This is a genomic window from Pedobacter sp. UYEF25, assembly GCF_054061655.1.
This window is the reverse complement of sequence record NZ_JBSSEL010000008.1, coordinates 62,979-76,876: the sequence shown is the minus strand read 5'-3', so window position 1 is coordinate 76,876 and position 13,898 is coordinate 62,979. Positions and strand designations below refer to the sequence as shown.

Sequence of the window (13,898 nt, the reverse complement as noted above, 5' to 3'; positions counted from 1 at the left end):
TCAGCTTTAATGTTGGTCTTTAACCTATCAGTCATTTCCCCAATCTTTATTCGGTTTCGGCCCCATCTCCAACTCCAACTTTCCCCCTAACATGATGTCCTTATAATCTAACCAACATTTGTTGTACTTCACTCCGTTTAATTTAGCACCTTGAATGTATAAGTTTTGGGAGGAATTATTTCTAGTTATAATGGTAAACGCTTCGTCTGTATCGGCATTTATGGCAACCCGTCTAAACACAGGACTTGTAATTTCAAACCTAGTGCTTCCTGGCGTAATTGGATGAACTCCACTTGCGGCAAGCACATACCACGCGGACATTTGTCCAACATCTTCATTACCCACCAAACCTTCTACATTGTTGTGATAAGCTCGTTCGCAGATCAGACGTGTCCATTTTTGGGTTAACCAAGGCGCACCAACTCTATTAAAAAGAAATGGAACATGATGAACTGGTTCATTGGCATGATTGTAATAGTCGTTCCACATCATGTTTTTTGGGGCTTTTTCAAAGAAATTTTCCAGATCTACCTTTACTTTTTCTTTGCCACCCATCAAGTCCACCATTCCATCCACATCTTGCGGCACAAACCAACCTTGTTGATAAAGATTGCTTTCCAAAGTACCATATCCTTGTGTCAACCTTCCATTGGCCGGCCAAGCAAGCCATTTTCCATTCTTGTCTTTCGGTCTGAACCAGCCTTTTTCATTATCGAAAATATTTTTATAGTCTTTAGATTTTTCCAAATATTTTGCCTCATCGGCAGATTTACCAAGGCCTTCTGCCATTCGAGAAACACACCAGTCGAAATAGGAATATTCTAGAGTCTTGGAAATTCCTATGCCATCGTCTGTGTAGCCATTATCTCCATTTCCAAATTTCTCTACACTATTTACCGAAAGCTGATAAGCCTTTTTAACATCAAAACCTCTTATACCTTTTACATATGCATCTGCAATAACCGACACTGCCGGATTTCCAATCATGCAGCCGCTATAGGCATTTAGAAATTCCCACCTTTCCAAATAATCTTTATTTTTCTCATCAGCCAACGTCACCAAAGAATTAATCATGTCACTCACAACCTTAGGATTTATGATTGTCTGTAACGGCATTTGACTTCTAAAAACATCCCACCCGCTGAAAATAGTTCTCTTGGTAAAATTCGTAGATTGGTGAGCTTTCCCATCTCCGCCCGGGTAATTTCCATCCACATCTTCAAATATTCTCGGATCTATTTGGGTATGGTACAAAGCGGTGTAAAAGATTTTCTTTTCGTTTTCTGTTCCGCCTTCAATGGCTATTTTAGAAAGAGATTTATTCCATAATTCAGTTGCATTTTTATGAATGGAATCGAAATCAAAACCTTTAATTTCCGACTCCAAATTTTTTTTTGCTCCCTCCATGCTCACAAAAGAAATCCCAGTTTTTAAGAGCACTTGTTCTTTATCTGATGTTGGGAATTCTGTATAGAAGCCCAAATGTTTGCCCTCCAATTCTTTTTTCCCACTAAAAATTTTTGCATCAGCAATGCGCTGCTGATATTTTGCACTGGTTACATCTTCTCTTTTTCGTTTCCAATCATCGGGAATTTCTGCTGACCATAGACCTTGGTTTTTAAAGGGCTTACTGAATTTTGCATAAAAATAAACGGTATAATCTGCGTGTCCATCCCCATCTCCCCAACCACCACCATCGGGTGTACACTTCATCCAGCCTTGGATGGTATGGTCGTCCAAAACTTTTATATATTGGCTTGTGGAAGTACCTCCCACCCTTCTTGCGAGATCTATCTGTATGCGCGATCGATCATTTTTCGGAAAAGTAAACCGAAGCATTCCACTATGAGGCGAAGCTGTCGCCTCAGCCCTAATGTTGTAGTCTGTCAGATTAACCGAGTAAAAACCCGCTGATGCTTTCTCAGAATTCTTTTCATATCTGGATCTATAGCCTTCATCTGGATTATTTAGCGATCCTGAACTTGTTTTTAGCTTTCCGGTGGTTGGCATGACTAAAAAATTTCCTAAATCGCCATACCATCCCACGCCACTCATCTGTGTAAAAGCAAACCCTTCTATGCTTGTGTGTTCCGAACTGTATCCAGACCCGTTGTCGCCGCCTGTAATGGTATTAGGACTTACCTGCACCATGCCATACGGCGTAGTTGCACCTGGGAATGTTTTACCCAAACCATGATAAATACCCGCATCGCCTACACTAGTACTCGCTCCGATAAATGGGTTTACATAGTGTGCTAAATCTACAGAAGCAATCTTTTTTTGCGCAGGGCAATTGACAAAAGATAGTAAAAACAATGCTCCGATAAAGATGATTTTAATTGTGCCCCTTGCCATGTTAAAATTTTTGAACGCTGCGTACAGTTATTGTATGGATTATTGGCTGATTTATTTTATAGATCTCACTAATCAGGGTTTTAATATTGGCTTCCCACATTTTCCGAACTTCAGGAAAACGTGCCGTCTGATAAACCCCCATTTTACTGTTGACAAAGATATCTGTCTTTGCCTTCTCCACAATGGCATCCAGTGACTTTTGCGAATCTTCAAAAAGCATATTGGCGCTTCTAAAATAGTTAAACTGCACCCAATAATAGTTCCTCAGTTTTCCTTCCAATTCGGCTCTTTGATCATTTAAGAACATAATATTTTTCGCCTGCTTGTATTGTGGTGTATTGGACATCAACGCAAGGTTAATCCCCTTTTGTAAGCTGTCGGCAGAAAAGCTGCTAATTTTTTGTCCATCAATCAAAAGATCATAATCTCCTTTATTCAAATTCTTAACAGTGAGGAGTTCTTGATTAAATTCTTTTATGAAAGGGTATATTTTGAGAGCCTCAGATTGCGTGTGCGGATTGCCCCATTGTTCGCTGACAGAATCTATAGGAAACGGGAGCGATTTTGCAGTATAACTAACCGAGATCGCATTTTTTGATGCTTCAGAAATCACTGTATTGGCATTTTCTGATTTTAAAATCCTCTTAGTTCGAGCATCTACAATTATGTCCGCAACCACTTTGTTTGCAAGCCCCTGGTTTTTTAAAAATAAAGCTGCCATAATCAAGTGGCCCGGTTTACCTGGATGAATCCTGTCTGATCCGGTAATGGTGTACGTCGAATCTAATTTTTGCTCGTGCTGCGTAATGGCCTGCATCGGATAATACAGATCTATATACGGCCACTTATTTTTCTCTGCCACTGATTTTTGAAAAGCCACAATACTTTCCAACGCCCTACTTTTTCCTAAAAAGTTGTTGCTGCCTTTTATTTTTGCAGTTTCATCGTACGGAGAGGAAGACATGATTACTGGCTTAATCTCTGGGTGGTTTTTAAATTTTTGCTCAAGTAGTAGAAAATTTTTATAAGATTTTTCTACACGCTCTTTAGCTGTTGCCTCGGCATCGTTTTTTAAGAACTCAAAATAACCAGTGTCATTCATACCGAAAGTAAGCACCACTATGTTGGCTTGCATGCGCAGAATGTCATCTTCAAAACGTTCATTCATCTGCCCGGCAACATCGCCTCCAATACCCGCATTATAAATCTCAACCCGCTCATTCGGAAAATGAGTCATATAGTAGAGCTGTATATCAGACTCGTAAAAGCCGGCTTCTGTAATACTGTTCCCTAAAAATGCAACCTTGTCTCCAGTTTTAAAGGGCTTTAAGGTTTGTGCCTGAGTAAAAATTGAGGCAAAAGAGATAAGTAGTGTAGTTGTTAATAATCTTCTCATAAATTTAGTTCAATAGCTCTTGAGCCTTAACGAGTTAAGCAGCGGTTTAAACCGGTTCTAGCGCTAAAAATATTGTTTGGTGTGATTATTTTATGCCAAAACTAACAAAACTATCTTTTAAAACCGTATGCCCCGAAATGTACAAACGTTAGCATAATTTGTAGGTTCATTCTATAAGTATCGATTTTCCATATAGAAATTTACCAGACTTGCGCCAAAAAATCGAATTCAACAGTAAAAACCAATATATATAGAGTCATCAAAACCCGAGCGTTCATCTAAACTCTAAACCTTCTTCAACCAATTTTTAGCACATAGGACAACTCTTATAAATCAAAAAATTAGTGCAGCCGCTACAACTCCCTTAAATCTAGGAATTGGGAAGCGGCTGTTGTTGAACGCTGAAAGAACTCGCTGTTTAATATTTTGACCTTAGGAATTTACCATAAAATTATACTTCCAAACTTGGCTGCAATTAAAGCAATAACCGATAATTCGCACCAGACGGCCGAAATTGAAAGTGATGGTTTCCATCTGTAAGGACTAAATTTACTTTTTATTATTTCAGTTAGAAATCTTTTTATTACGTTAAAAGCTATAAATGGTGTTTTTTAAACATATACTTCTGCATCTTTAGTGGCCAATTTTGTTGTTCCCATTAAATACTCATCTGCTTTTCTGGCTGCTTCCCTGCCTTCAGAAATTGCCCAAACCACTAAAGACTGTCCACGGCGGATGTCGCCTGCGGCAAAAACTTTGGCAATGTTTGTGCGATAGTCCTGCTCAGAAGCCTTTACATTGCCTCTACCATCCAATTCTATACCCATCTTCTCCAACAAACCTTCTTTTTGCGGGTGTAAAAATCCCATCGCCAGTAAAACCAACTCACATGGCAAATCTCGCTCCGAACCTGCAACTTCTTTAAAACTTGTCGGTCTGCCATTCGCATCCGTATCCCATTCTACATCAACAACCCTCAAACCCTTTAAATTTCCGTTGTCATCGGCAATAAAATTCTTAGTGTTTACCGACCAAGATCGGGCTGCACCTTCCTCGTGCGAAGAAGTGTTCTTCATCAACATTGGATAAGTTGGCCAAGGCATATTTTCGGTTCTAGACTGCGGAGGAGTTGGCATAATCTCGAACTGCATAACAGATTTTGCACCGTGTCGATTAGATGTTCCAATACAATCAGAACCCGTATCACCACCGCCTATTACAATTACATTTTTTCCGGTCGCCATAATTTCCTCCACCTCTACTTTCCTGTCTGCTACCCTTTTATTCTGTTGTTTTAAAAACTCCATTGCGTAGTGAACACCCTTTGCCTCACGCCCTTGGATACCTAAATCTCTAGGAATTGTTGAGCCACCTGCAAGCACAACTGCGCTATATTCCCTAAGCAACATGCCTACTTCTACATTTTCACCAACGTTTGAGTTGCATTTAAAGACAATTCCTTCTTCCTCCATGAGCTTAATACGCCGATCCACGATATCTTTTTGAAGTTTAAAATCTGGAATGCCGTAACGCAATAATCCACCGGGTGCGTCATCTCTTTCAAAAACCACTACTTCGTGCCCGGCTTTATTTAATTGAGCTGCGGCAGCCATGCCGGCAGGTCCTGAGCCGATTACAGCAACTTTTTTTCCGGTCCTCAGCAACGGCGCTTTGGCTTTCATATACCCTTTAGAAAAGGCGATCTCGATAATGTGTTTTTCGATGTCTTCGATAGCCACCGGAGAACGATTTATTCCCAACACGCATGCGGATTCGCAGGGTGCAGGACAAATTCTTCCGGTAAACTCTGGAAAATTATTGGTGCTCAATAAAATATCTGCCGCTTTTTCCCATTCTCCTTTGTAAACGGAATCATTAAATTCTGGAATCACATTACCCAGCGGACAACCAGATTGACAAAAAGGAACACCGCAATCCATGCACCTCGCCGCTTGATTATTTAGCTCTACACTCGGCAGTTCATCCATAAACTCGCGATAATGTTTAACCCTATTTTGGGCATCTTCTTTACTTGGGGCAACTCTATCGTATTCTTTAAATCCTGTAATCTTTCCCATTAATGTTGTGTTTTTACTGTGTTAGAACGCTTGTTCAAAACTGCTTTATATTCTTTGGGGAATACTTTGACAAAATGTGCGGACTGATTTTTCCAATCGCCTGCAATAAATGAGGCTACTTTACTTCCGGTGAGTCTGATGTGTGTGGTAAGCAATGCCAAGATACGTTTTTCATCTTCTTCCAATAGCGGATCTAAATCTACCATTTCTTTGTTGCATCTCTTTTGGAAAGTAGCGTTTGGATTGTAAACCCAAGCAATCCCTCCACTCATTCCTGCGGCAAAGTTGCTTCCAGTTTCACCGAGCACTAATACTTCTCCTCCCGTCATGTATTCACAACCATGGTCGCCAAGGCCTTCAATCACTGCTGTTGCACCAGAGTTTCTAACCGCAAAGCGCTCTCCTGCTTGGCCACGAGCGAACAATTCGCCACCGGTAGCGCCATAAAGTGCAACGTTACCGATAATAATATTTTGTTCAGGTACATATGTAACGTCTGCAAAAGGAGATATGGCAAGTCTCGCACCTGACAATCCTTTCCCAACATAATCATTGGCTTCGCCCTCCAAGGACAATGTCAAACCTCTCGCAGCAAAAGCACCGAAACTCTGTCCTGCAGATCCCATAAATTTGAAATTTATGGTATCTGGTGGAAGACCGGCACCTTTGTGCTTCTTAGAAATCTCATTTGAAAGCATCGCACCGACTGTTCTATCCGTATTTTTTATCGTAAACGTTTCGAAAACAGGCTCTTTAGTTTCAATTGCCTGCTTTGCAATTTCCATCAACTTTCGATCTAATACATGTTCTAAATTGTGGTCTTGGTGTTCAGTATTGTAATTTGCTAAGCCATTGTCTTCTGCCTTGTATAAAATAGCTGATAAGTCTAATTGCTTTAACTTCCAGTGCTCAGGTTCCAAAGCCCTCATCTGTAAAGAATCTGCTTGGCCAACCATCTCTGTCACGGTTCTAAAACCTAGCTCAGCCATAATTTCGCGGAGTTCTTCTGCCAAGAAATAAAACAGATTTACAACATGATCTGCATCCCCGGTAAACATTTTACGCAATTCAGGATCTTGTGTAGCAACCCCAACCGGACAAGTATTTAGATGACACTTGCGCATCATGATGCATCCACTAGTAACGAGGGCGGCCGTTGCAACTCCCCATTCTTCTGCGCCAAGCAGTGCAGCTACAGCAATGTCTCTCCCTGTCTTTAATTGACCATCGGTTTGCAATACCACTCGATTTCTTAACTTATTTCTCATTAAGGTTTGATGAGCCTCTGCCAAGCCAAGTTCCCAAGGTAGTCCGGCATGCTGGATAGAGGTGATTGGCGATGCACCTGTTCCACCGTCAAATCCAGATATTAAAATTACGTCGGCATGTGCTTTCGCGACTCCTGCAGCAATGGTACCCACCCCAGCTTTACTTACCAATTTAACATTGATTCTTGCAGCCCGATTGGCATTCTTCAAATCATAGATCAACTGTGCTAAATCTTCGATAGAATAGATATCGTGGTGCGGTGGCGGAGAAATTAGACCTACACCCGGAGTTGCATGACGCACTCTAGCAATCCAGTCATCTACTTTATGTCCTGGTAATTGTCCACCCTCACCAGGCTTTGCACCTTGCGCCATCTTAATTTGCAGTTCATCTGCATTGGTTAGATAGTTGCTTGTAACTCCAAACCTGCCAGAAGCGACCTGTTTAATTGCAGATCGCATACTGTCGCCGTTCTCCATTTTTTCAAAGCGCATTTCATCTTCACCTCCCTCACCAGTATTGCTTTTGCCCCCTATTCGGTTCATAGCGATGGCTAAGGTTGAGTGGGCTTCGTGAGAAATAGAGCCGAATGACATGGCCCCGGTTGCAAAACGTTTTAATATCTCAGTTATCGGTTCTACCTCTTCTAGAGGAACTGATGAGCGGTTGTAATTAAACTCAAACAACCCTCTAATGGTATAAGCCTGTTTGGTCTGTTCGTTAATCAGTTTAGAATATTGTTTAAAAAGTTGATAATCGTTTTTACGAGTAGAATTCTGCAACAAATGGATGGTTTGTGGGTTGAACAAATGCTGTTCTCCCCTCCTACGCCATTTATAAGTACCTCCGGTAGGCAAGAGATGCTCCGGCTGCGTAGCCGGACCAAAACTTCTATGGTGTTTCATTAACGTTTCTCTCGCAATCTCATCCAGTCCCAATCCGCCAATACGAGAAACAGCCCCTGTAAAATAAGTGTTGACCACCTGTGGGTTTAATCCTAAAATTTCGAAAATCTGCGCACCATGGTAAGACTGCAGAGTCGAAATACCCATTTTCGAAAAAATCTTTAGCAAGCCGTTATTTACAGCATAGGTATAATTTTTAATGAGCTCTTTTTTGCTCAAGCCAGATTCTTCTTCAAAACCAACAACGGTTTCTAAAGCCAAATAAGGATTAATCGCGGTAGCGCCAAACCCAATTAAGGTTGCAAAATGATGCACTTCCCACACGTCTCCAGCTTCTACCACAATGCCAACGGCACCACGATATCCTTTTCGGATTAGGTGATGGTGGACAGCTGAAACGGCGAGCAGCGACGGAATTGCGGCATGTTCAGAATCAATGGCTCGATCAGAAAGGACAATAACTTGAAAACCATCTTCAACGGCATCTACTGCATATCTACATAAACGATCGAGGGCTTTAGCCATTGAACCGTCTTTGCCGTTTGCCCTAAAATAAGTTTGTAACGTCTTCGCCTGGAAAACTCCGGTATCAATACTTCTTAATTTTTCAAGCTCTAGATTCGTTAAAATCGGATGCTTAATCCCTACACAATGACACTGCATTGGGCTTTCTGCCAACAAATTGCCGTTGTTGCCCATAAAACCTGCCAAACTCATCACCACTTTTTCCCTGATCGGATCTATAGGTGGATTGGTAACTTGAGCAAAAAGTTGCTTAAAATAAGACGATAGATGTTGCGGTTGCTTAGACAATATTGCCAACGGCGTATCAGTTCCCATTGACCCAATGGGCTCTTTGCCTGCAAAAGCCATAGGCTTTAAAATCACTTCTACATCCTCACGACTGAAACCAAAAACTTGTTGATATTTGAGTACAGACTCTGGTGATAGATGCGTGAAGCCCAACCTAGGTTCTGGCAAATCTTCCAGCTTAATCTGATATTGATTGATCCAGTCTCCGTACGGACGTGCACCACAAATCTCTTGTTTAATTTCTGTATCGCTGATGATGCGGCCCTGCTCCATATCTACAACGAACATTTTGCCGGGTGTTAATCTACCTTTTTCAATGACCGTGCTTTGATCTAAAGCCAATGCGCCTGCTTCTGAAGCCATAATTACGCGATCATCGGAAGTGATGGCATATCTAGAAGGCCTTAAGCCATTACGATCAAGTGTGGCCCCGATCAATTTTCCATCCGTAAAGGCTATTGCAGCGGGACCGTCCCACGGCTCCATTAAAGTGGCATGAAATTCATAAAATGCCTTCTTCACGGGATCCATATCTTCATTACCGTCCCAAGCTTCCGGCACAAGCATCATCAATACTTGGGGCAAGGACCGACCTGCGTGTAGTAAGAGTTCAATAACATTATCTAGACAACCGGAATCTGAATTGGTCTCGTCTATCACCGGGAGGAGCATATCAAGCTCCTCGGCGGTAAAATATTCTGAGGCGAAAGATTTTACACCTGCTCTAAACCAGTTCAAATTTCCCTGCAAGGTATTGATTTCACCATTGTGGGCAATAAATCTAAATGGTTGCGCCAAAGGCCACGATGGAAAAGTATTGGTTGCAAAACGAGAGTGAATGAGGCCAAAGGCGGAAACCATTCGTAGATCATTTAGCTCTTTGAAATAGGTGCGCACCTGCAAAGAGGTTAACTGACCTTTATATATGATGGTTTGAGAGGATAGTGAAACAACATAAAATCCTTTTGCTCCTGTTACCGTATTTTGAATGGTTTTAAGTAGGTAGTTTTTGAAGATGTATAGCTTACGCTCAAAATCCGCTCCTTCTGAAATTGTAAATGGACGAGCGATAAACAATTGCTCAATTTCGGGTTCGACTGATAGCGCCGTTTCGCCAATTTCAGAGGCGTCTACTTCGACCTTTCGAAATCCCAAAACCTCTAAGCCCAGTTTATCTGCTGCGCGATATATAAGTTCTCGGCAAGCCTCTCTGGCTCTTAAATCTTTTGGCATAAACAACATGCCTACGCCGTATTCATTCGTTTTAGGTAAACTAAAACCCGTTTTCAAGCATTCATCATAAAAAAACTCATGTGGAATCTGCAGCATAATTCCGGCTCCATCTCCACTATTTACTTCTGCACCGCTAGCACCCCTGTGGTCTAAGTTCTCTAAAATGGTCAGCGCATCCGAGATGATTTGATGTGATTTTCGGCCTTTTACATGGGCTACAAACCCAATTCCGCAAGCATCATGTTCAAACTTTGCATCATATAACCCGTGGTTCAACTTCATTCTTGTGTTTTAATAGTTAGTGTAAACGAGACACTAAGTTACGAAAAAAACACGAGTTATTTCATAGTTTGCATTACTTTTTCATATTTCTTATGTTTTATTAAATAAAAAACAATTTTCTTGCCGATTATGGAATTTATCAATTAATTATTTACAAATATATCAATTTACTAAAAATGGCTTTAAAAGGAATTTAGCCAATTTGTAAGTTTTGAAATTTATTGCTTTACTAATCAACAACATATAAATTTTAAACAATTTTTAAAGGACTGTGTTTTGTAACCTAAGTAGTTTTGCTACCTTTGTGGCGGGCAAGTCTTTTACGACCAGCTCCCTTCGAACTCCCCCAGGGTGGGAACGCAGCAAGGGTAGAAGGTTGTAGCGGTGCGATAAGAGGTGCTTGCCCATTTTTTCACCCCCTATAACCCCCTGAAGGGGGAATTGAAAATTCTTCAGGGTTTCTACATTGAACCTAATTATCATTTTAAGAATTTAAAAACATGAAATTTTTTATTGACACAGCCAACCTCGATCAAATTAGAGAAGCACAAGAACTTGGCATTTTAGACGGTGTAACTACTAATCCCTCTTTAATGGCCAAAGAAGGTATAACAGGAGACGATAAAGTAAACAAGCATTATAAAGACATTTGCGAAATTGTAGATGCAAACGTAAGTGCGGAAGTTATTTCTACGACTTATGCCGAGATGATTAAAGAAGGCGAAGCACTCGCTGCGTTAAATCCTAAAATTGTAGTAAAGATACCCATGATTAAGGATGGTGTAAGAGCGATCAAATACTTATCCTCTAAGGGAATAAGAGTTAATACAACTTTAATTTTCTCTGCCGGACAAGCTTTGGTCGCCGCCAAAGCTGGTGCATCTTATGTTTCGCCATTTTTAGGTCGCCTGGATGACATAGGAAGCGAAGGTTTATTATTGATTGAGGACATAAGAACTATTTTTGACAACTACGGATACGAATGTGAAATTTTGGCAGCGTCTATCCGCGGACCATTGCATATTATAGATTGTGCTAAGATTGGCGCAGATGTAGTTACCGCTCCTCTAAGCGCTATTTTAGGTTTGTTAAACCACCCACTTACCGATAAAGGTTTGGCAACGTTTTTGGCGGATCATAAAAAAGCTGGCGAAAACGCTCAGAAATAAATTTAATCGTTAAAATAACATAAAGCCTGAGCAAAATGTTCAGGCTTTTTTACTGGCGGTCAATTTTTCTGACGCATTTGATCGTGCGCAGAATCAATTATAATTTCATTAAAACGACAGATATAAACGTTACAAATCCCCATGATTTAGATCTTCATACGCTATCCTATTTTACCAAAAAAATCATCTATTCAAAAAATACGCACATACCTTTCTAACTTAATTGAAAAAGATAATTGCAAATAATACCAGTTCCTAAATTTAATTGGGTAGTATTACCGGAAGCCTTAAAACCGACTAACCAAAATATTATGAAGATGCAAATCTTACTTTGCTCGCTGTTATTTACAGTCGCAGTAAATGCCCAGCCTAACGTAAATCTTACAGAATTCAATGCTGCAAATGGCGCTGCTGTTAAAACCAACGGTCAATATTTAGAGATAACTTGGCCGATAGGTAATCGGGAAATTGGGAAGATGATTTTAGATGTGCGAAACTCAAATCCGTTATTTAAAAGTTTGCAAATAGGAAACTCGAAATCCTTTGTCGAAATTGCGAAAAATCTTGATCCAGCATTCATTTTAAGTGTTGGAAAACGTAAACTCGACCCAAAAAGCGGCGGTTGGGATGTGTTTTTCGACAAAGTACCTTCAAAACCCCATAAATCATACAATTTAACGTTAGAAAAGGAAAATACAGCAAGCGTAAAATCGGTTGGATCACACACCATTATTAGTTTGGGAAAGCTAAAGGCTCCGAATTTTAAGGGGCTGCTCGAAATCACAGTATACAATGGCAGCCCATTATTTAACATTGCCGGAATTGTAGCGACTGATGTTGATTCGACAGCAATTTTATACGATGCAGGATTGGTAAGCAAAAAGCAACCTTGGAGCGCTATTGCTTGGTCTGATGTTTATAAGAAAATGCAATATGTACACGCAAATCAGGCAGATACAAGCAAAAATCTAGCGGTAAAATACCGAACCGTTATCGGACAATCTTCTACAGGGAGTTTAGCAATATTCCCCGCACCACACCAATATTTTTATCCTCTAGACGAAGCTTTTAATTTAAAATTTACCTGGTATGGCCGCAATTACCGACAGATGATTCCTGAATTTGGCATAGGAATTAGACAAGAGCTGCAAGGTGATAACCGGTTTGTTCCTTGGTTTAACGCTCCACCAAAAACGCAGCAAAGATTAAACTTTTTCTGTTTACTGAGCAAAGACAATCCTGAATTAACGCTTGAGGAAGTGAAAAAATTTACCCATAAAGATAAGTACGTCGGTCTTCCAGGATACAAAACAATGGAAAGTCATTTTCACAATGAGTTTATATCTGATGTTGTTTTGGCTGGCAAACCTATCCCTGAGGAGCCAAATTTCGTGAAAGTTTTTAAAGAAACTGGAGTTGATATTGTGCACTTAGCCGAATTTCACGGACCGGGACATCCAAAAGGGCCCGATAGTACACGCTTAAAAGAGCTTAAAACGTTGTTTGAACAGTGTGAGCGCTTATCAACTAAGCAATTTTTGTTGCTGCCCGGAGAAGAAGCCAATAATTTTTATGGTGGACATTGGTTGGCTTTTTTTCCTAAACCCGTGTATTGGATAATGAGCAGAGCACAAAATATACCGTTTGTTACCATTGATGCCGAATATGGAAAAGTGTATCACATTAGAGACAAGGTGGATATGCTAAAACTGTTAGAAATTGAGAGCGGTTTGGCTTGGACTGCCCATGCAAGGACAAAAGCATCAACCGGTTATCCAGACGCTTATAAAAATGAAGACTTTTTCAAATCGAGCACATTTCTAGGAGCCGCTTGGAAAAATATTCCGGCAGACCTTTCTCTGCAAACTTTAAGTAAACGTGTATTAGATTTGATGGATGACATGAATAACTGGGGTTTAAAAAAGACTGTGCTTGCGGAATGTGATATTTTCACCATCGAGCCAGAAAACGAGATGTATGCGCATTTGAATGTGAACTATTTAAAAATGGACAAAATTCCACCTTTTAAGGAGGGTTGGCAACCTGTGCTCGATGTCATTAAAAATGGCGATTTTTTCTCTACCACCGGAGAAGTGCTTATCCCCTCTTTTACGGTAAATGATGGTAGTTCTGGACAGACAGTTCAGCTGTCAAAAACAGGGGAGGCGACTATTGCTTTTAACATAAATTGGACCTTTCCTTTAAATTATGCGGAATTGGTTTCAGGAGATGGAAATAAAGTCTACCGCGATAAAATCAACCTTAACGAAACGGAAGCTTTTGGTGATAAAACCATCAAACGAAAATTGAATTTAAAGGGGAGAAAATGGATTAGAATGGAAGTTTGGGACATTGCTGCGAATGGTGCTTTTACGCAAACTGTTTATTTGAAGTGATT

6 protein-coding genes and 1 other RNA gene are annotated in these 13,898 nt (G+C 40.5%); 3 read left to right on the top strand and 4 right to left on the bottom strand.

Annotated elements, in window-relative coordinates; genetic code table 11:
• Positions 1–27: 27 nt before the first annotated feature.
• From ACVWYG_RS09430 to gltB, 4 genes are all read right to left on the bottom strand, one after another.
• Positions 28–2,355, bottom strand: coding sequence for a GH92 family glycosyl hydrolase (locus ACVWYG_RS09430; protein ID WP_457269946.1), 2,328 nt, complete (start codon positions 2,353–2,355; stop codon positions 28–30).
• A 1-nt stretch (position 2,356) separates the two neighbouring features.
• Positions 2,357–3,751 (bottom strand): SGNH/GDSL hydrolase family protein, encoded by a 1,395-nt coding sequence (locus ACVWYG_RS09425; RefSeq protein ID WP_457269945.1) that lies wholly within the window; start codon positions 3,749–3,751, stop codon positions 2,357–2,359.
• Between the two features lie 611 nt (positions 3,752–4,362).
• Positions 4,363–5,829: a glutamate synthase subunit beta gene (locus ACVWYG_RS09420; RefSeq protein WP_457269944.1), complete on the bottom strand. Its 1,467-nt coding sequence runs from the start codon at positions 5,827–5,829 to the stop codon at positions 4,363–4,365.
• Positions 5,829–10,331, bottom strand: coding sequence for a glutamate synthase large subunit (gltB, locus tag ACVWYG_RS09415; protein WP_457269943.1), 4,503 nt, complete (start codon positions 10,329–10,331; stop codon positions 5,829–5,831). Before gltB ends, ACVWYG_RS09420 begins: the two co-directional genes overlap by 1 nt.
• Positions 10,332–10,640: 309 nt before the next feature.
• On the opposite strand from gltB, the gene ffs reads away from it, so the two are divergent.
• From ffs to ACVWYG_RS09400, 3 genes are all read left to right on the top strand, one after another.
• Positions 10,641–10,740: signal recognition particle sRNA small type (gene ffs / locus ACVWYG_RS09410), an RNA gene on the top strand.
• 91 nt (positions 10,741–10,831) lie between these two features.
• Positions 10,832–11,500: a fructose-6-phosphate aldolase gene (fsa, locus tag ACVWYG_RS09405; RefSeq protein ID WP_457269942.1), complete on the top strand. Its 669-nt coding sequence runs from the start codon at positions 10,832–10,834 to the stop codon at positions 11,498–11,500.
• Between the two features lie 311 nt (positions 11,501–11,811).
• Positions 11,812–13,896 (top strand): hypothetical protein, encoded by a 2,085-nt coding sequence (locus ACVWYG_RS09400; protein WP_457269941.1) that lies wholly within the window; start codon positions 11,812–11,814, stop codon positions 13,894–13,896.
• Positions 13,897–13,898 lie beyond the last annotated feature (2 nt).

What these genes read in the sequence shown, in the direction of transcription:
- ACVWYG_RS09430 (WP_457269946.1), bottom strand. Translation starts at nt 2,355, where the DNA reads ATGGCAAGGGGCACAATTAAAATCATCTTTATCGGAGCATTGTTTTTA.
- ACVWYG_RS09425 (WP_457269945.1), bottom strand. Translation starts at nt 3,751, where the DNA reads ATGAGAAGATTATTAACAACTACACTACTTATCTCTTTTGCCTCAATT.
- ACVWYG_RS09420 (WP_457269944.1), bottom strand. Translation starts at nt 5,829, where the DNA reads ATGGGAAAGATTACAGGATTTAAAGAATACGATAGAGTTGCCCCAAGT.
- gltB (WP_457269943.1), bottom strand. Translation starts at nt 10,331, where the DNA reads ATGAAGTTGAACCACGGGTTATATGATGCAAAGTTTGAACATGATGCT.
- fsa (WP_457269942.1), top strand. Translation starts at nt 10,832, where the DNA reads ATGAAATTTTTTATTGACACAGCCAACCTCGATCAAATTAGAGAAGCA.
- ACVWYG_RS09400 (WP_457269941.1), top strand. Translation starts at nt 11,812, where the DNA reads ATGAAGATGCAAATCTTACTTTGCTCGCTGTTATTTACAGTCGCAGTA.